At 38.7% G+C, this 18,232-nt stretch carries 19 protein-coding genes and 1 riboswitch; of the genes, 15 read left to right on the top strand and 4 right to left on the bottom strand.

The features are described 5' to 3' along the window. Positions 1 to 118: 118 nt before the first annotated feature. A complete protein-coding gene (locus JOD28_RS07765) occupies positions 119 to 604 on the bottom strand; it encodes a MarR family winged helix-turn-helix transcriptional regulator (RefSeq protein ID WP_204770262.1) in 486 nt (161 codons plus the stop codon). A gap of 100 nt (positions 605 to 704) precedes the next feature. On the opposite strand from JOD28_RS07765, the gene JOD28_RS07760 reads away from it, so the two are divergent. Both JOD28_RS07760 and JOD28_RS07755 read left to right on the top strand, forming a co-directional pair. Next, positions 705 to 1,652 carry a quinone oxidoreductase family protein gene (locus tag JOD28_RS07760; RefSeq protein WP_204770261.1) on the top strand — a complete coding sequence of 316 codons (948 nt, stop codon included), beginning with the start codon at positions 705 to 707 and terminating at the stop codon, positions 1,650 to 1,652. 229 nt (positions 1,653 to 1,881) lie between these two features. Beyond that, complete coding sequence (locus JOD28_RS07755; RefSeq protein ID WP_204770260.1) at positions 1,882 to 2,844, top strand: GRP family sugar transporter; 963 nt, start codon at positions 1,882 to 1,884, stop codon at positions 2,842 to 2,844. A 115-nt stretch (positions 2,845 to 2,959) separates the two neighbouring features. Here the strand turns inward: JOD28_RS07755 and greA are convergent, their stop codons facing one another. Together greA and JOD28_RS07745 are read right to left on the bottom strand one after the other, a co-directional pair. Beyond that, positions 2,960 to 3,442 carry a transcription elongation factor GreA gene (gene greA / locus JOD28_RS07750; protein WP_204770259.1) on the bottom strand — a complete coding sequence of 161 codons (483 nt, stop codon included), beginning with the start codon at positions 3,440 to 3,442 and terminating at the stop codon, positions 2,960 to 2,962. Positions 3,443 to 3,501: 59 nt separating this feature from the next. Further along, complete coding sequence (locus JOD28_RS07745) at positions 3,502 to 6,114, bottom strand: YfhO family protein (protein WP_204770258.1); 2,613 nt, start codon at positions 6,112 to 6,114, stop codon at positions 3,502 to 3,504. Between the two features lie 95 nt (positions 6,115 to 6,209). On the opposite strand from JOD28_RS07745, the gene JOD28_RS07740 reads away from it, so the two are divergent. Beyond that, complete coding sequence (locus JOD28_RS07740; protein WP_204770257.1) at positions 6,210 to 8,264, top strand: penicillin-binding transpeptidase domain-containing protein; 2,055 nt, start codon at positions 6,210 to 6,212, stop codon at positions 8,262 to 8,264. A gap of 203 nt (positions 8,265 to 8,467) precedes the next feature. After that, positions 8,468 to 9,427, top strand: a complete 960-nt coding sequence (locus JOD28_RS07735) for a Dyp-type peroxidase (protein ID WP_204770256.1) — start codon at positions 8,468 to 8,470, stop codon at positions 9,425 to 9,427. Positions 9,428 to 9,476: 49 nt separating this feature from the next. Here the strand turns inward: JOD28_RS07735 and JOD28_RS07730 are convergent, their stop codons facing one another. Beyond that, complete coding sequence (locus JOD28_RS07730) at positions 9,477 to 10,094, bottom strand: NAD(P)H-binding protein (RefSeq protein ID WP_204770255.1); 618 nt, start codon at positions 10,092 to 10,094, stop codon at positions 9,477 to 9,479. Between the two features lie 65 nt (positions 10,095 to 10,159). Here JOD28_RS07730 and JOD28_RS07725 point away from each other — a divergent pair, with 65 nt between their 5' ends. The 11 genes from JOD28_RS07725 (at position 10,160) to JOD28_RS07675 (ending at position 18,223) form a co-directional block, all read left to right on the top strand. Beyond that, a complete protein-coding gene (locus JOD28_RS07725) occupies positions 10,160 to 11,323 on the top strand; it encodes an AAA family ATPase (protein ID WP_204770254.1) in 1,164 nt (387 codons plus the stop codon). Beyond that, the gene (locus tag JOD28_RS07720; protein WP_204770253.1) at positions 11,320 to 12,480 is read left to right on the top strand and encodes a vWA domain-containing protein; all 1,161 of its coding nucleotides are present in this window, start codon (positions 11,320 to 11,322) and stop codon (positions 12,478 to 12,480) included. The genes JOD28_RS07725 and JOD28_RS07720 overlap by 4 nt, the downstream gene beginning before the upstream one ends. A 38-nt stretch (positions 12,481 to 12,518) precedes the next feature. Further along, complete coding sequence (locus JOD28_RS07715; RefSeq protein WP_204770252.1) at positions 12,519 to 12,815, top strand: hypothetical protein; 297 nt, start codon at positions 12,519 to 12,521, stop codon at positions 12,813 to 12,815. Then, positions 12,812 to 13,321 carry a hypothetical protein gene (locus JOD28_RS07710; RefSeq protein WP_204770251.1) on the top strand — a complete coding sequence of 170 codons (510 nt, stop codon included), beginning with the start codon at positions 12,812 to 12,814 and terminating at the stop codon, positions 13,319 to 13,321. Before JOD28_RS07715 ends, JOD28_RS07710 begins: the two co-directional genes overlap by 4 nt. 51 nt (positions 13,322 to 13,372) lie before the next feature. Further along, positions 13,373 to 13,460, top strand: a riboswitch (TPP riboswitch). Positions 13,461 to 13,582: 122 nt separating this feature from the next. Beyond that, entirely contained in the window at positions 13,583 to 14,092 is a 510-nt protein-coding gene (thiW, locus tag JOD28_RS07705; protein WP_204770250.1) for an energy coupling factor transporter S component ThiW, read from the top strand. A gap of 44 nt (positions 14,093 to 14,136) precedes the next feature. Continuing rightward, positions 14,137 to 14,913: a hydroxyethylthiazole kinase gene (gene thiM, locus JOD28_RS07700; RefSeq protein WP_204770249.1), complete on the top strand. Its 777-nt coding sequence runs from the start codon at positions 14,137 to 14,139 to the stop codon at positions 14,911 to 14,913. Further along, the gene (thiD, locus tag JOD28_RS07695; protein WP_204770248.1) at positions 14,906 to 15,739 is read left to right on the top strand and encodes a bifunctional hydroxymethylpyrimidine kinase/phosphomethylpyrimidine kinase; all 834 of its coding nucleotides are present in this window, start codon (positions 14,906 to 14,908) and stop codon (positions 15,737 to 15,739) included. Before thiM ends, thiD begins: the two co-directional genes overlap by 8 nt. Further along, entirely contained in the window at positions 15,729 to 16,367 is a 639-nt protein-coding gene (thiE, locus tag JOD28_RS07690; protein ID WP_204770247.1) for a thiamine phosphate synthase, read from the top strand. Before thiD ends, thiE begins: the two co-directional genes overlap by 11 nt. An 83-nt stretch (positions 16,368 to 16,450) precedes the next feature. Beyond that, positions 16,451 to 16,762: a PadR family transcriptional regulator gene (locus JOD28_RS07685; RefSeq protein WP_204770246.1), complete on the top strand. Its 312-nt coding sequence runs from the start codon at positions 16,451 to 16,453 to the stop codon at positions 16,760 to 16,762. Further along, positions 16,759 to 17,349, top strand: coding sequence for a DUF1700 domain-containing protein (locus JOD28_RS07680; protein WP_204770245.1), 591 nt, complete (start codon positions 16,759 to 16,761; stop codon positions 17,347 to 17,349). The genes JOD28_RS07685 and JOD28_RS07680 overlap by 4 nt, the downstream gene beginning before the upstream one ends. Continuing rightward, a complete protein-coding gene (locus JOD28_RS07675; protein WP_204770244.1) occupies positions 17,339 to 18,223 on the top strand; it encodes a DUF4097 family beta strand repeat-containing protein in 885 nt (294 codons plus the stop codon). The genes JOD28_RS07680 and JOD28_RS07675 overlap by 11 nt, the downstream gene beginning before the upstream one ends. The last annotated feature ends 9 nt before the right edge of the window (positions 18,224 to 18,232 follow it).

Here is an 18,232-nt window from a genome sequence, read left to right as displayed (position 1 = left end):
CTGTTCAGAAATGATGTGTACCCCGAAAGAGAAAGTAGCTTTCGGGGTTTTTTATGTCTAAATATTCAAATAAATTAAAAATAGAGGTCGTCAAGAAGCGGATATTGGGAACTTTGTGTTAAAAATCTTTATGTGCATTGAGTAGGGCTGTAACGATTTCGACCATATTATTAATATCAGCGTTACTGTAGTCAGCTAAAATGCGTGTTTCTTTTTCTTTGATTTTTTGGTGTAATTCGGTGTGCAATGTGCCAATTTCGTAACCTAACGATGTGGGTTTCAGAAAAATTTCTTTTTTATTATGTGCTGGGTGATATTTTTCAATTAAAAGTTGACGTGATAGGCGATTGATGTAGCGTGACAGCATGCCTTGAGATAAAGTTGAGTCAGTTTGTAATATTTTGAAAGGCGTCGCGTTATCGTAGTCACTCAAATGACTTAAAATTTGTAATTCTGAGTGTGTTAAATGTCTATGATTTTGAATGAATTGTCGTGTATCCTGGGAGTGTGCATGTGACATAAACCATTGTTGTTCGGAATCGCCAGAATCATGAGTCGCATGAATGATTTTTTTTAACTGTTCGAGTTGTTCATATTTTTCCATTTTTTTATTACCTGTAATAAATATTGATTTTGTGGTTTAGATGATATATACTTATTTTACATTACCGGTAAATAAAAAACAATTAAAAAGGAGATCAGTCATGAAAGCGGCAGTAGTTGAAAATTTTAATTTTGGGCCTCAATATAAAGAAAATTATGCTAATCCAATACTGGAAAAAAATCAAGTCGTAGTGAACGTTACAGCATCAGCTTTGTCTAATCGCGCACGTAGTGGTGCTGATGGATCGCATTATGCAGAAAAAAGTGTGCTACCAATGATACCTGGGGTTGATGGGGTAGGGCATTTGTCTAATGGGCAAAAGGTATTTTTTGTCGGTAACGGCACCTTTGCAGAACAAGTTGCGATTGCAAGAGGGCATTGGGTGACAGTGGATGATGCATTAGATGATGTAAAAATTGCTGGGATGATGAATCCAGCATTGTCGTCTTGGATGGCTCTAAAGTATCGTGCAGATTTTAAAAGAGGTCAAAAAGTGATGATCCTGTTCGCAACAGGGAATGCTGGCGCTTTAGCTGTCCAGATTGCTAAAAGGTTAGGTGCCTCTGAAATCATAGCTGTGGGGCGTAACGCCACTAAATTGGCTGCGTTAAAACAACTAGGTGCTACACAAACGATTTCAATAGCAGATGATGTTCATGCATATCAGGAAAAATTAGCCGTAGCTGGAAAAGATATTGATATCATTTTGGATTATTTGTGGGGGAATGTCGCGGCTAATGTGATGACTGCTATTATTCCGCATCGTATGCACGATGGGCAAGAATTGAAATGGGTTGAAATTGGTAGTTCTTCTGGACAAATATCTCCTATCCCAGGGGCTGCATTCCGTGCCGTACGATTACAATTAATAGGATCTGGTCAAGGTTCTGTGGGTGCTCGTGCAGTTATTCAGTCATTGGAAGAAATTCTAATATCAGAGCAAGCGCAGCCATTTGAATTCAAAGCGCAAGCAGTTTATTTATCACAAGTAGCGACATTATGGGATAACCCTGGAACTGAGCGTTTAGTGTTTGTACCGGGCAAATAAAAGGTAAAATTCTTGGGTATCTTAAATAAATAATCATTGATGAAAAGTGTGTGTTAACGCGCTTTTTATTTATATATTTGATTATTGTGATGAAACCCACAATGACAATGATGAAAACGTTTACAGAAATTTTAAAAAGGGGTTGTGTAAACGTTTTCATTATTGTACAATGAATAGTGTTAAAAACGGTGTTAGTAAGACACTGTACGAAGAAGGAGTTTTACCAATTATGAATTTAGCAATTTTACTAGCATTAGTACCAGCACTGGCGTGGGGATCAGTTGGCCTTGTTAATACAAAAATGGGGGGATCTGCTGCACAACAAACTTTGGGGATGACCTTTGGTGCGCTTATCTTTGGTTTGGGGACAATGTTCTTATATGTGATGCCAAATCATGCCTATATGGGACGTGAAATTTGGACCGTTGGTATTTTGTCGGGGCTAGTCTGGGCTGTCGGAACAGCAGGACAATTTTTGGCTATTAAAGATTTAGGTGTTTCACTAGCTATTCCATTATCTACTGCAGGACAGATTGTTGCTAACGCTTTAATGGCAGCCGTTGTTTTAGGTGATTGGAAAACGGGTAAAATGTGGGTGATAGGAATCATTTCTATTGCAGCCGTTGTGGTTGGTGCAACTTTAATCTCAGCGCGTGATAAAGCTCTGAATTCTGGCATTGCTGGCCAAGCGCAGGCCAAAAGCATGACAAAAGGCTTAATTTATTTGGCTATTTCAACGGTTGGCTTTATGATTTACTTCGTATTACCCAACTTTTTAAACAAAATTAATTATATTTCAGATGATATTAAAAGTAAGAATAGCGGCGTCGATTATATGACCGCAATCGTCGGACCACAGGCTATTGGACAAGTGATTGGCGCATTTTTGATTGTTATCTTCGTTTTGAAAGAGGCAGATAAAATGTTTGCCAAACCAACTTGGAAAAATATATTGACAGGATTAGTTTGGGCAGTTGGTAATATTTTCATGTTCATTTCAGCTGCTAACCCAGCAATCGGGCAAACAATTGCAACAACATTTTCACAGTTAGGTATTATCGTGGCAACATTTGGTGGTATTTACTTATTAGGTGAAAAGAAGTCAAGTTACCAAATGAGATTGATCATTACTGGTACAATACTAGTGGTTGTTGGCGCAATTATTATTGGTAATATCAATAATTTTGTCTAACTAATTATTATCTGGTTAGTGCCACGTAAAAAGGCTTGCAATTTGATGTGTACCCCGAGAGTTACATTAACTTTCGGGGTACACATCATTCTTAGCAAGCCTTTTTTGTGTGATATTATTTTTCAACTTTCAAAATTTCAACGGTAATATTTTCGCCACTAGGGAGTGGAACAGCAACTTTGTCACCGACTTTTTTACCGAGTAATGCCACAGCCATGGCTGATTCATTTGAAATTTTTCCTGATAATGGATCTGATTCTGTTGAACCAACGATAGCGTAAGTTTCAGCTTCTTCATCTGGTAACTCTTTAAATGTAACTGTTTTACCAAGTGACACTTCATCAGCAGCTGTTGCGTTAGGGTCAATAATTTCAGCGTTTTCAATCATCTTTTTTAAAGTTTGAATGCGACCTTCTACGAAAGCTTGTTCATCTTTTGCTGATTGATATTCGGAGTTTTCAGATAAATCGCCGTACGAACGGGCTATTTGGATTCTTGTTGTAATTTCGGGGCGTTGTCTAGTAATGAGGTCTTCCAATTCAGTTTGTAGTTTGTCACGGCCTTCGGCCGTCATTGGAAATACTTTTTCTTCTGACATAAAAACAGTTTCCTTTCAAAATTGCAGTTTTATTGCAAATAATAAGCAGAATGAGCATATCATGCAGAGCGCTTTCTTGCAAGCTTTTTATGACGAATAGCAGAAATAATCAGGAGCAAGCATGCGAAAAATGAGATCCAACTGCCAATTAAGAATAAGGGTGAGGTATATTTGAATTGGATTTTATGTTTGCCGGGGGTTGTCTTAACCGCTAGAAAATAATCTGCGACTTTTTGTGAGGTCACGGATTTACCGTCTAACGTCACATGCCAACCTGGTACATTAGGAATTGTTGTCATGATCAGGGGTTGCTTAGCTGTGGTAGTGATATTGCCAATAATTTTCCGTTCGTTACGACTAGTTATTTGAAGTGGATGTTGTTTTAAAGTTGCAATGTTATTTTTAAATTGATGACTATCTACTCGATAAAGTGTGAAGTTATTTAAAACAAGTACCTGGGTCTGTTTAAATCGGACAGTGACTGTTTGGGGTTTGTTTTTTGCATATGTTGCGAGATTAACAATAACTGTATGGCGGTATGAACTAAACTGGGTAATAACTTTGCCATTAATCAGAAGATCAAAATTTTTAATTGGCAGGGCTGCACCAAGCGTTAGATAATAACTGTCATTAGTGGTTGGTGTGAATTTCAAATCTAATTGTGCTGGTTTTGTCTTGTCATTTTTAATCAATGTTGCGCCTGTGATGGCTGTTGGTGCGTTGACGTTTTTACCAATAGATTGCTGGAAATTTTCGACGTTGACAGATGAACTTGTGTCCCCAGACAACCCTTGCCAAATATTACCTTGATTTTGAAGGGGATTATTCTGTAGCATCTTTGTTTTTAACACGTCTTGATGTGCGGCAAAAGCAATTGGTAACGCATTTTTGTTCTGCCAAACACGAACCTGATCCGAATCAGATTTTAACAAATAGTGTGCTATGTCTGGCCGATAACCAATTAAATGCGTGCTTGGTTCGCCCGGTTTATTAGAAGCCGTCGTATTTGGGGTAATCATATACTTCATTCCCAGCAATGCATCGGATAAGAGACTACCGTTGCTGTAAACCACATAATTATCGCCGTCTGGTTGACCGAAATTACCAAAAAAGTTTGGTGTCACTTTTGGTAAAGCTGAGCTAAAATGTGAGCCGCCATAATAATCAAGCATCATAGAATCGCCACGTGTTCGTTGAAATGTCTGTGCGACACGATACCATGACTTATCGTTTTTAATCGTGTGATCAGCAGTATTGAGGGCTTTTATCGTATTTTGATATTCGGTGTTTGTTAAATAAGAAAACCGGTTGAGAGACAAGGCTAGATTAGCCGTCAAAGAAAGAGTTGTGAGTAACATCAAAAATGGCAGCCACAACCGATCATGTTGTTTAAACATCAGTTGTGCTAGTGTCAGTAGAAAAATACCTATAAAAATGGCAATGTTTTGTTGATTAATATAAGCAACATTGTGGTCAACAATTAGCGCATAACTACCAAAACAAGCTAAAGCGATGAGCAAGGATAGTATCGTCTTTAAACCTGGTTGCCAAGTAGGCTGCCACGATAATGCTGCTAGATAAATGATGAAAAAGCTAATGATAAAACTAAATCGATAGGGATACCATACTGGATATTGAAAACCATGAAATAGCAACGTTAGAGGAGCCCATGTTGTCGCTAGAAATAAGAAAATAAGAATAATTGTACCACCAAGTTTAACGTGCCAACGCAAAATTTTTGTGGTAAAAAAAGTGATGAGTGTGATTAAGATAAAGGCAGAAACGTAATAATTAGCTTGCCCTGTCTGCATTTGATTAAAATCAAAGCTACCAGGAATGAGTTTGAGCAAAAGTTTGACAGGATTATTATCGAATTTTAGAGACCAGTCAGAATTATATTGTGATTTTCCTAACTTTAATTGGTAATAGGTTGGGAGTATGAGCCAAGCGCTCAACGCACCCCCTGTGAGGCTTCCTAAAACAAACTGTTTAAAGATATGCCACCGTGATCGTAATTGATTGGGCCACGTGATGCGCCAAATAAAGTAGATCATGATAAAAATGGCAATCATGTACCCAATGTAATAGTTACTGATAATTGTTAAAGCTAGAACAACAGCATATCGCCACCAAGTTGAGCGGTGAAAAAGATTTTCTAGTTGCAAAATGAGAAAAGGGAGTAAGATAGCAGCATCTAACCACAATAAATTAAGATCGTTTGCAATGAACCAACCAGAAAGCGCATAATTAATAGCAAATAACGTGATATAGTAACCACTTTGTAGCTTAAGTTTTTTTATAAGATAGGCCATTGAAAGGCCAGCCATACCAAATTTTAAAACAGTCACTAATAAAATGGCGGCAGGTAATTGTATAATAGGAATAAAGAGATAAATGAGATTAAATGGACTCATCAAATAATACGCCCATTCGCCAATCATATCACCACCTAAAGCATTGCTAAAAGAATAAAAAAAACTGCTTGGATGTGATAATAAGGTGTGCTTAAACATAGCAAATTGATCGATGTACTGTTGACCTAGGTCAACAGTTAGAATGGAATTGCTGCCAAAAGGGGTCATGCCACGGTAAACAAAATACCCTAACATGAGTAACAAAGGCAGCCAAAAACTAAAGGCTAATGGTGAGATGAAGAATTGTTTTTTACTCATGTTACTAATATACCAAATTTTTCCTGTAATTTTAGCGCAAAAACTGTATTTGTGGTAATCTAAATAGATAGTTTATTGATAAATTGGGGTCAAACATGCAACGTAATCCTTACCTAGAAGATCGTGATAAAAAAAATAACGCCAGTGCAAATTTGCCTGTTCGTTTGAATATATTACTCGGTATCTCACTGACATTGATGATTGCATTAATCGTTCAGTTAGCTTTTTTAACGATTAAACAAGGTGCTTATTACCAAAGTGAAGTTAACCGAAATGATGAAACAATTGAAAAAGGAAACACACCACGTGGTATGTTTTACGATTCAACAGGTCGTGTGATTGCTGGTAACAAAGCTCAGGCCGCCATTACTTTTACACGTGGGACGTCAGTTACTGGGCTCACTATGCGTCAAACAGCCATTAAATTAAGTAAATTGATGACGGTTGATACAAAACGCCTGAGTGAACGTTCAAAAGTTGATTTTTATTTGGCTAGCAAAGCTAATAACGAAAAAATATCTAAAAAAATTACAAAAGCGCATAAAGATGACAAAATTGCGCTAACGCCAGATCAAATCAATAATTATCAAGTCGCGTATGTTCAAAAACATCATTTGGCTGATCATGTAGATTCAAATGCGGCTATGATTTTTCAACGTATGAGTGGGGCGTATACGTTGTCTACGACTTTTATTAAAGAATCAGATGTGACTAATAATGAATTAGCAGAAATTGGGGAGCACTTGAGTGAGTTTCCTGGTATTAAACTTGGTACGAGTTGGTCGCGCCAATATCCAGAAGGAACAGAGTTTAAATCCTTAGTCGGTACAGTGACGAATGAAGCAACTGGCTTACCTGAAGACCGATTACATACGCTACTTGCACAAGGTTATTCACAAAACGAACCCGTGGGGAATTCGAGTTTGGAGAAGGGTTATGAATCTATTCTAAAGGGCTCTTCTTCGCAAACGCTTGTGACAACTGGTAGTGACGGACAAGTCAAGTCTTCTCAAATCAAGTATAATGGACAAGCGGGGGACAATGTTAAGTTAACCATTAACGCACAATATCAAAATGCTGTTCAGAAGATATTAGAGGATAACTTGCCTGCTGGTGATGTTGAAGGGGCATATGCAACAGTGATTAATCCTTATACTGGTGGTGTGTATGCAATGGGCGGCGTTAGTCGTGACTATGCAACAGGTAAAAAAACAGCTAATCCGCTTGGCAATATGAATGCAGCGATTGTTATGGGATCAGTTGTTAAGCCAGCTGTACTGGCGACTGCCTTTCAAAAGGGCGTTATTTCGCAAGATAACACGGTGCTCTCGGATCAAGGGATTAAAATTCAAGGCACACAAGAAATTACTTCTTATTGGAACAAAGCTGGTACGCCAATACCAGTTGATGCGCAAACAGCGTTAGAACGATCATCCAACACGTATTTTGTGCAATTGGGAATGAAAATTGGTGGGCAAACTTATAGTCCAGGCGCACCATTGGGGTTGCGAGCTGACGCTTTTCAAACGTTGCGTAATGGATTAGGCCAGTTTGGCTTAGGAACTAAGACGGGCATTGATATTGATGGTGAAACGGCCGGTTATCGCGGACCAACTACTGGTGAGGCACAGGGTAAATATTTGTATGAGTCTTTTGGACAGTATGATTCATATACGACTTTACAACTAGCACGCTATGTGTCAACAATTGCAAACGGTGGTTATCTTGTGGCACCACATGTTGTTGGCTCGGTGTTACAGAGTCAACCAAACAGTGATAAACAAAAAACGGTTTGGACAGCGTCACCATCAGTGCAAGGTCAAGTCAATTTAGATTCTGGTGAATGGGATACAATCAAATCTGGTATGAACCGTGTGGCTAATGGATCAGATGCCTGGAATACAGGCGGATCAGATTTGCATAAATTGACCCCACATGTATATGCAAAAACTGGTACAGCAGAAACGAAAACAAATGGCCATGACACTTTTACAGAGTCAATGGTTGCTTATGTACCAGGTCAACCAATGGCTATGGCGTTAGCAATACCTGGAATGAATAATTATTTGGATGGCACGAATGGTAAAATAGCAGCACAAATTATTGATGCTTACTGGAAATACGTCGAAGCTAAACCAGATACAAAATAGTCGTAACAAATAAATATGTTGGTTAACGCAGGGATTAATTATTTGTATTTTGAAAATAATTAATCCCTGCGTTTTTATGTTGATCATATAGTTATAGATAACGTATTTATAATAATATGTTTTTTAATTTAGAATTATTCTTGATTAAATGTCATTTACATCATAGAATAGACTTATATCACATTTAGATAACGGGGGAAAATATGTCAATCAATCCAGATAAGGCGCAAGATGTGTGGAAAGATGCTGGTGAACATGTTCAATTTACGGTTTTAAAATTAAATCGAGATAACCAAAAAGCAGCACAGGAAGCGATACAAGAGTTTGCGGACCGATCACAGGCAATTATTAGATCGCTACGTATTAGGGACTCACATTTAACAGCTGTGTCAGGGCTAAAGGTTGCTTTTGGATTTAGTAACCATGCTTGGGATTACTTATTTCCAAATCAACCTAAACCGCATGAGTTGGAGACTTACCAAACGTTGAGTGGGCCGGAGTACAGCATGCCTGCAACAGATGGCGATTTGTTTTTTCATATTAGAGCGAGTAATGAGGCTGTCGTATATGAGGCGCAAACGCAGTTTATGCGATTTTTAAAATCAATCACAACTGTTGTTGACGAAACCAAGGGCTTTCGTTATTTTGAAGGTCGTGCAATTATTGGTTTTATAGATGGTACCGAAGCACCAGGAGTTGAGGATTCAGCCGCTTATGCATTGATTGGTGACGAAGATCAACAATTTATCAATGGATCATATGCTTTTGGACAAAAATGGCAACATCATATGGATTTTTGGAACCACCTCAAAACGGAAGACCAAGAAAAGGCAGTTGGTCGCGAAAAGTTTACAGATATTGAGCTTGAAGATGAGGATAAGTTTAGTAATGCCCATAATGTTGCTTCCAAATTTGAAAAAGACGGCGAAGAGCAAAAAATCATTCGCATGAATGTGCCATTTTCAAATCCTGCTGCTGGACAAACTGGCACCTATTTCATAGGTTATGCAAGACATTGGTCAATTACTAAAGGCATGCTGCAAAATATGTTAGATCAATCTGACTTTTTATTGAAATTTTCAGAGATATTATCTGGGCAACTCTTTTTTATTCCTTCTCGAGAGACATTATCACAAATTGCTGATGGTCATTTTAATCAGTAGTTATTAAAAAGAAGTCAAATACCTCACAGGGTATTTGACTTCTTTTAGATTAATTGATTGTGTCTGATATGGCGACAGAATCACCAACATAGGTTTCAGGATTTAAAAGTATTTTTGTAATAAATTCAGCTACACTAGTACGGGTGATTGGGCCACCAACAACAAGCTCATCGCGTGCTATTTGAACATGAAGATTTTGCATGATATTATCATCAATCAGTTCATTAGGACGAATAATTGTGTAGTCCAGTGCAGAATGCTCAATACGCGAAACGGCTGCTGCCTGATCGCCCATATAAGTGTTTTCGTTATCCACTGTGCCTAATATATTAGCCCACAAATCTTTTTTGTCATCGGAAAGCTCATTATGTACGCCAATCGTTGCTACCCATATGAGTCGCTTCACACCAGCAGCATGCATCGCATTAACGACACTGTTAGCAGCGGCTTTTTGCCGGCCTTCCGCACCAATGTTCGCATAAACGATATCGATGTCTTTAAGGGCTACCATCATCGCATCTTCATTAACAGCGTCAAGCGCTTTAATGCCTTTAGTCGGGCGAGCATGAAGTGATGTTAATGTTATTTGTGTGTCGGTTTCTGCTAACATAGGCACAACAAGTTTTGCAATTTGGCCATTAGCGCCGAGAATTAATAGTTTTGTCATGCTTTTATTTTAGCATGAAACGCGTAGAAGCGGTAAAATTGATATAAGAAAAAGTGAGGTTATTAATGTCATTATCCTATCAACAACTATTAACTGCTGTACCTTTAATCCTACAAGGTGGTAACGTACCAACAATTGTTGGGGAAGCTGGGATTGGTAAATCTGCCTTAGTGTTTGATTTAGCTAAAAAATTAAACGCTAAATTATTTACAACAGTTGTATCATTGTCAGAGAAGGGCGATTTGGCGATTCCTATTCCCCCTCTAACGGCATCCGCCTTTCTAACGACAAAAAATTATGGTCAATTAGCTGATGTGAAATTTGGTTATACACATACAGTGATTCAAATTATTCAGCAAGCCGAACGTCACCCAAACCAACCAATTATTTGGTTTTTAGATGAATTTAACCGTGGCTCACAAGCGGTGCAAGGCGAATTAATGAATTTGGTATTACAGCGCCAAATTAATGATTTAATTTTACCATCAAATGTGAACCTTATTTTAGCCGAAAATCCAGATGATACGATGGCAGGGTTTGAAGAATCTGAATATGCTGTACAAACATCTGACGCAGCGATTAAAGACCGTACCACACGTCTTGTAATGTCGGTGTCTGTTACAGATTGGTTGGCTTGGGCAAAAAAGGGCAACCCACGTCAAAATATTCATGAGTTGGTACAACAATTTATTGCTGAAAATGCTGAATTGTTGTACCCTGATATGCGAAGTGACGATCTTAATCCGACACCCCGTGCATGGCAACGCCTGTCTGATAATTTATACGAATTGCATAAATTATCTCAAAAATTCCAAGATGAGCTATTATTTGATATTGTTGCCGGTGATTTAGGGCAGGCTGTTGCGATACAATTTGTTAACTTTGTACGGGATCATCGACCAAGTTTGACAGCAAACGATGTTTTCGAGTCATTACCAGCGGGTCCACAATTACCAATAAGCATTCGGGCAAAATTCCAAGAGATGTCGGAAATACAAAAAGCTACTGTGATGAAAACGTTATTATTGACTGCAGACATGACTGCAGACATGACTGCAAATGATCGTGCTGGTCGGTTTAGTGCGTTGTTAAGCATGATGGCCCCAGATGGTCAATATGCATTGGTAAAACAAATGACGAGTGCGCCTATTTTAGATGATTTATATGCTTCAAAGGCGCACTATGCCAACGTTTTGTATCAGCAGATTATGGACATCGCAACACGATGAATAGCAACCAAAAGAACAATCTGATTATTGACGGTATCAAAACATTACTAGATGAGTCACCTTTGTATGGTAATATTATTATGAATTTGTCCCGAGAAAATGATTTCACAGCACCAAATGCGTTGTCATTAAAGTGGCAAGACCATCACTGGTTTTTGGTAATCAACCCTGAAATACTGACGCGATTATTGACAAATCATAAACAAATTGCTTTAGCATTGGCACATGAAGCCCTGCATGTTGTTTGGCAACATCCACTACGTTACGCAAAAGAACGGCAACAAAACAAAGTAATCGATATTGGTACAGATATTGCTGTTAACCAGTATTTACCGCAAGCGCTGGGTGAATTACCGCACGCTATGACGTTACAAACCATTTTTGATATGTCTGGTAAACTATTACCCGTACATGAAGATTCAGCAACGTATATAGCGCTTATTGCCAAATTATTTGACAATGCATCCTCTTTGGGTCAAGATAATGTTGATGGGCACGATGGTTGGTCCAATATCGGAGAAGCCACTCAAGAAGCTGCTTCTGCCTTAGCGTTGGTGATTAAAAAAGCGGATGAAGACACTAAACTTTTGGGTCGTGGTCAAGTCGATAGTCGTGTTCAACAACAAATTGATGAAGTTGTTATACCGAAACGCCATTGGCGATCTGTGTTACGTACAGGACTAAGTCAAATTCCTAATAAACGTCAGGAATCTCGTTCACGGTTCAATCGCAGACAAGCCTATCGTTTAGATTTAGTAGGCGAGATTAGTACATATGATGCACAGGTTGCCGTTTTTATTGATAATTCTGCCTCGATTTCTAACCAGCAGGCAGGACAGATGTTGGCCACAGTTTTACAACTCACGCAACAACTTGATGCTGATGTGCGGGTATTTTCTTTTGATACGCAGGTTCACGATATTAAAAAAGTGACAAAGTGGGTGCGACATGCAGGTGGTGGCACAACATTTCAATGTATTTTTGATACGTTGGCGGAGCGCCATTTCAATCCGGTGCAGACCGTTGTCTTAATTTTAACCGATGGTGAAGGCGAAAAAAACATTTCAAAAACAAAATTTAGGCACGTATATTGGTTGCTACCGCCCCAAAAAACGCTAAGTATTCGTGAACCATTTGGTCAAATATTGCGTTTTTAAGCGCAAACATCATTAATTAAGGTACACAAGAGGTTAAAATGGCTGAAAAATTAAATCCAAAAGATTTACGTAGTTTTATTGACAAAGACATGCGGTTTAAGCGGGCTGAAGCTTTACTCAATAATCAATGGGAATCACTACTTTTGAACGATATCTGGGGTATGATGGTAATCACCTTAGCAGACATTACCTTTGCTAAAAAATTAAGCGCTGCAAATTTGGTCATAACAACTATTGATTTGACAACATTTGCCGGTGTACAAGCATTTATTTTATCAAATCAAACACGACTATCACCAAATGTTGTCAACGCACTGAAGGAGCCTTTTTTATGAAAATTAATTTAGTGTTAGCACCGGAACAAGAACCGGCCGAACTTTTAGCTTTACAATCAGCGCATCAAGCAACCTGTTTTTATTTGGCCAAAGAGTCGCAACTTGCAGGCACAAATATGTTAATTTTAGATGATTCGGATTTAGTCAACAAGTTTCAACGCCCCATTAGTTTTGATAGCGTGATTATCTCTGGCTTATTGCAAGGTCAAGTGATACATCAAATAGCCTTTCAAACTAAAGGTCACCAAGACGAACTGATTGCGCAATTGATACCTGATCATACTATCTTGGCACAAAATAGCCAAGGTAAGGCTGAGTTCATGTTGTGGAGCTTTTGGCCTGATCATGCCACCTTGGCTAATTATTTGTTGAGTGATCAATTCATTCAAATGAAAAAATTAATGAAAAATCCCTATACCACAAGTTATACGCATGTTACATCAGCGCAACAATTATCACTGACACATCAAATGCGGGATTTTGATGATAAAACATGGTGGGGATAATTTCCTCTTGCACAGGGCACCATTCTGGTCTACAATAAATGCATAAACTAATATTTTTATCTGGGGTGCCTTTGGCTGAGAAATACTCATTGAACCTGATCGCGGTAATGCGTGCGAAGGGAGATACGTTAACATATGTTAAATTGCAGCATTTTGATGCCTATTTTCATAACTGTTGACTGTTTTTCCTTTGTGAAAATCAGGCAACAGTTTTTTTTATGTCAAAAGGGACGAACCATTTTTAGACAAGAGGAGATTATTTTGGAAACAAAACAGGGTATAGGAACGAATAAGGTCTTGCGTAAACTCGCATTGGCCGGCGTTATCACGGCTTTATCATTTGCAACGTCAAGCGTTGTGGTGTTGCCTAATATGGCACCTTTTCAACACTTTTTTAATGTTATAACAGTCGTCATTCTCGGACCATGGTATGCGGTTGCTATCGCATTTTTAACAGGTGGGTTGCGTATGATTTTGGCTGGTCGCACGATTTTAGCCATTGTTGGGGCCATATTTGGTGCCGCTATGGGAGGTGTATTATATCGCATGACGGGAAAATATATTGCAGTAGTTATTGGCGAAATCATTGGGACAGGGGTCGTTTCAGCCATTGTTTCAGTACCAGTGATGAACTTTCTGTACCACGCTAAAGTACCAAGTATTTATTTTTATATTCCATTCTTTTTGCCGGCAGCCGTTGTTGGCGCGGTGTTGGGATATATCTTTTTAAAGTTTATGAAACAAACTAAAATATTAGACAAATTACAGTGAAACAGACGTAATCAGATAACGAAAAATTAAAGGATAATAAAATAATGAATTTATTAGAGTTAAAAGCGCAAACACCGTTAGTCTTTAATTATGCAAATTATGTGACACCACAATTTGTTGCTAATGTTGTTAACGTTGTGGGTGGTTCACCAATTATGGCACGTGAAATTGACGAGTTTAATGACTTGGTAGCTATCAGTAATGCTGTGGTCGTCAATACAGGGACTTGGAGACGGTCAGAGCTACCTGAAACAATTAAACTCATTCAAATAGCTAATCAAGCCAAAAAAGTTGTGGTTTTGGATCCTGTTGCTGTTGGCATCCCCTCAAGAAGTGTGCCAGTTAAAGCTGTGATGACTGAATCACAAGTTAATGTTATTCGTGGTAACGCTGCCGAAATCGCGTGGTTTGCAGGAATTGATTTTACGAGTCATGGCATTGATGCTACAGGTAGTGGTGATGTCCAAAAGATCGCCAGCCTGGCTGCACAAAAGACGGGTGCTATCATTGCACTTAGTGGTCAAACAGATGTGATTAGTGACGGGCATACAACTCAAATTATTGCTGTTGACGTACCGCTTTTAGCAACAAACGTTGGTACAGGTGATGCTTTATCTGCTTTAGTGGGGATGTTTAATAGTGATGCTGTCACCGTAGAGAACACTGCTCGTGCTATGGCAATGATGAAGTTGGCAGGTGTGAGAGCAAGTCAAAAAGTAAAGACACCTGGATATTTTGCTAATCAAGTGTTGGATGAATTATATTTAATTAAGCAGGATGAATTAGAAGCATTTATACAGTTGGAGGTTAAAAATGGCTAATGAAACCCCACAAGTGATGACCATTGCTGGTACAGATTCCAGTGGTGGCGCAGGTATGTCCGCTGATTTAAAAACATTTTTTGCACAGCATGTATACGGCGCGAACGTGGTTGTATCTGTTACCGCCCAAAATACCTTTGGTGTTCAGCAAGTTCAAATGCTGACGCCAAATATGGTGACACAACAACTAACATCTGTGGGCAGTGACTTGAAAATTAGTGCTTTTAAAACGGGTATGCTGGGTGATGCGATAACTGTTCACACGGTAGCAGCGGCCATTGAAAAGCATGATTTTGGAGACTATATTTTAGATCCAGTAATGATTGCTAAAGGTGGTGCTCGCTTATTAACTGAGCAGGCTATTGATGCAGTCATAAGTGATTTATTACCCTTAGCAACCCTGGTAACACCTAATTTACCTGAAGCTGAGGTATTAGCGCATAGTCAAATTAAGACACACGAAGATGTTGCTGATGTAGCGAAACGAATTCAAGAACTTGGTGCTAAAAATGTGTTACTCAAAGGTGGACACGGCAATGAAAAAAATGTATATGATTATGTGTTACTTGAGAATGGTGAGCATTTCTGGATGAAAAGTCAACGAGTTGATACAGTCAGAACGCACGGCACAGGAGATACGATTTCAGCAGCGATTACTGCTCAACTCGCCTTGGGGAAAACGCTTAAAAATGCCATTATTACCGCTAAAGCTTATGTAGATGCGACTATTCGGGATGGTATCTATGTGGGACATGGACACGGACCGTTAAATCATTCAGCGCCAGTGAGAAGCATCAATCAACCGGAGGTTTTAGATGATCTTTAAACAAGACATGTTGGCAAGATACTTTATCTTAGGTACACAAAATGTGGCTAGTGAGGCAGTTTTCTTTGAGGTTTTAACACAGGCATTGGCTAATGGTATTACTTTATTTCAATATCGTGAGAAAGGGCCTGGTTCATTAACGGGATCAGATAAACGACGTGTTGCGCAACGTGTACGTGAACTCACAACCCAGTATCAAGTACCCCTGGTTATCGATGATGATATTGACTTAGCACATGCTATCAAAGCAGATGGTGTGCACTTTGGTCAAGGAGATGGCGATATTGAAAAAAACATTCAAGCTAGTCAACCATTATTTGTTGGGGTCTCCGTGTCAACCCAATCTGAATATGACCGTATCACTGGTTTGAATGGTATTGATAATATTGGTATTGGACCGGTGTTTGCGACAACGAGTAAGGCAGATGCCAAACCAGCCATTGGCATTGCTGGTTTAAAAGAGATTGTTAGTCAAAGCCAGTGGCCTGCGATTGCTATTGGCGGTATCTCACAAGCTAATTTGCCCGATGTCTTAAAAACTGGTGTGGTGGGTGCGTCAGTTATTAGTATGATTAGTGAGAGTGAAAATATTTCTCAAACATTGGCCTATTGGAAACAACTAACATAACGAGTTGTTTTTTTTTTTGCAAAAACATCCTATTTGCCGTATAGTATATGTTATATAATAAATAGTATCAGAGGGGAAACAGTATGAGCATACAAACACCAACGGAATTGCTTGATGGTACAGTGTTAGCCATCTTAGAAAAGCAAGACTTATATGGTTATGCGCTCACAAAAGAAGTGCAACGTCACGTTAGTGTGTCAGAATCTACAATGTATCCAGTATTACGTCGACTTGAAAAGGGTGCAGAATTGACAACTTATAGTGAGCCTTTTGAAGGGCGAATTCGAAAATATTACCAATTAACAACTGGTGGGCGGGACCATCTAAGCATTATTAAGGCTGATTGGGAAAATTTTGCTACAGGAATTAATGCTATTTTAGGAGATCAAAAATGAGTTATTTAAATGAATTAGAGGCACACTTGCATGCCTTACCACGTGACGAACGTGAAGAAATGATGGCCTATTATGATGAATATTTTAGAGATGCTGAGCTATCTAATACTGATGCACGGCAACAATTTGGCACACCTAAACAGTTTGCGAGACGTTTAGTGGCTGATTATTATATGAATGCAGATGATGCGACAGCATTAAAGCCGAAGAATCAATTACATATGATTTGGGTTGTCATATTAGCGATACTTGCCTCACCGGTTGTCTTACCAATAGCTATAGTTGTGTTAGCGCTACTCATTTCTTTATTAGCTGTAGTTGTTTCAATTATTCTTACGATTGTTATGGTTATTGTATCCATACTTGTGGCCGCCGTGACAGCTATCATTGCAGGATTTTCTGTGATCTTTAGTTCATTTACTGGAGGTGTTTTCTCGATTGGTGTGGGCTTATCTGGAATTGGCGTGTTAATTCTTGTTGTACCATGGCTCATAAGGGGTATTCATTCATTGTTTAACGGCTTTTTACGTTTAATCAAACTGACTGGCCGTCGTTTTATCAAGAAAGGGGTAAATCATGAAGCGTAGAACCATGCTTGGTTGGTCACTATTAGCCATTGGCACTGTAATGGCAATATCATCGGCTGTAATTGAAAAGCCCGGCAGTATTAGTTGGCATGATAAATTTTCATACCAAAAAGCGGGCGCATTAAAAACGACTGATTTGTCTCAACAGTTACCCCCAAAAATTGAAGATATTAAAAAATTGACGATTGATAGTAGCGATAAAGCAGTTTATATTGAACGTGGCGATCATTTTGCAATCACTGAAACGCATATTGGCAATGATGATAAAACAAAAGTAACGTATTCAAATGGTACCTTAGCTGTTAAAAATATTGTCCGGTCGAATCATATAATATCATTTGATTGGCGTCGATTTTCTGAAGACCAAACACGGTTAACGATTACCGTGCCAGATAGTGTGCAATTGAAAGCAATTCATGTGACACAGAGTAATGGTGATACTACGTTATCTGATATCCGAGCTGACGATATTCAAGTGCAATCAGAAAATGATGATGTCACTTTGGCGCGTGTTGTAGCAAAAAATGCTAAGATTAATTTAGAAAATGGTGAGGCCAAATTACATCAATTGACAGTTGATAATTTGCAAGTTCAGTCAGAAAATGATGATGTCACTTTGGCTGCTAGTACCATTAAGACAATCAAAACGGAATTACAAAACGGGGATGCAGAAATTGCGAATAGTCAAATCTTAGATGGTGGGTATATCCGTAATGAAAATGGGGATATTTCAATAGAAACAACTAAGTTACCCACATTTTCAGCGCGAACGGAAATAGGCGATACTGAGGTAGCACCTGCTTTTGTTAGACAACAGGGGGGCAAGGGCGATTTGATCATTCAAAATCAAAATGGTGATATTGAAATTGAATAGCTTAAAAGG

Origin of the sequence: Leuconostoc rapi, from assembly GCF_016908715.1 — a bacterium.
Taxonomy (GTDB): domain Bacteria; phylum Bacillota; class Bacilli; order Lactobacillales; family Lactobacillaceae; genus Leuconostoc; species Leuconostoc rapi.
This window is presented reverse-complemented; position numbering and strand designations above follow the sequence as displayed.

Excerpts from the sequence above, each read along its gene's own strand:
- JOD28_RS07680 (WP_204770245.1), top strand. The coding sequence starts at position 16,759 with ATGAGTTATTTAAATGAATTAGAGGCACACTTGCATGCCTTACCACGT.
- JOD28_RS07755 (WP_204770260.1), top strand. The coding sequence starts at position 1,882 with ATGAATTTAGCAATTTTACTAGCATTAGTACCAGCACTGGCGTGGGGA.
- JOD28_RS07765 (WP_204770262.1), bottom strand. The coding sequence starts at position 604 with ATGGAAAAATATGAACAACTCGAACAGTTAAAAAAAATCATTCATGCG.
- JOD28_RS07715 (WP_204770252.1), top strand. The coding sequence starts at position 12,519 with ATGGCTGAAAAATTAAATCCAAAAGATTTACGTAGTTTTATTGACAAA.
- JOD28_RS07685 (WP_204770246.1), top strand. The coding sequence starts at position 16,451 with ATGAGCATACAAACACCAACGGAATTGCTTGATGGTACAGTGTTAGCC.
- thiD (WP_204770248.1), top strand. The coding sequence starts at position 14,906 with ATGGCTAATGAAACCCCACAAGTGATGACCATTGCTGGTACAGATTCC.
- greA (WP_204770259.1), bottom strand. The coding sequence starts at position 3,442 with ATGTCAGAAGAAAAAGTATTTCCAATGACGGCCGAAGGCCGTGACAAA.
- JOD28_RS07745 (WP_204770258.1), bottom strand. The coding sequence starts at position 6,114 with ATGAGTAAAAAACAATTCTTCATCTCACCATTAGCCTTTAGTTTTTGG.
- JOD28_RS07720 (WP_204770253.1), top strand. The coding sequence starts at position 11,320 with ATGAATAGCAACCAAAAGAACAATCTGATTATTGACGGTATCAAAACA.
- JOD28_RS07735 (WP_204770256.1), top strand. The coding sequence starts at position 8,468 with ATGTCAATCAATCCAGATAAGGCGCAAGATGTGTGGAAAGATGCTGGT.
- JOD28_RS07710 (WP_204770251.1), top strand. The coding sequence starts at position 12,812 with ATGAAAATTAATTTAGTGTTAGCACCGGAACAAGAACCGGCCGAACTT.
- JOD28_RS07740 (WP_204770257.1), top strand. The coding sequence starts at position 6,210 with ATGCAACGTAATCCTTACCTAGAAGATCGTGATAAAAAAAATAACGCC.
- thiM (WP_204770249.1), top strand. The coding sequence starts at position 14,137 with ATGAATTTATTAGAGTTAAAAGCGCAAACACCGTTAGTCTTTAATTAT.
- JOD28_RS07760 (WP_204770261.1), top strand. The coding sequence starts at position 705 with ATGAAAGCGGCAGTAGTTGAAAATTTTAATTTTGGGCCTCAATATAAA.
- JOD28_RS07725 (WP_204770254.1), top strand. The coding sequence starts at position 10,160 with ATGTCATTATCCTATCAACAACTATTAACTGCTGTACCTTTAATCCTA.
- JOD28_RS07675 (WP_204770244.1), top strand. The coding sequence starts at position 17,339 with ATGAAGCGTAGAACCATGCTTGGTTGGTCACTATTAGCCATTGGCACT.
- JOD28_RS07730 (WP_204770255.1), bottom strand. The coding sequence starts at position 10,094 with ATGACAAAACTATTAATTCTCGGCGCTAATGGCCAAATTGCAAAACTT.
- thiE (WP_204770247.1), top strand. The coding sequence starts at position 15,729 with ATGATCTTTAAACAAGACATGTTGGCAAGATACTTTATCTTAGGTACA.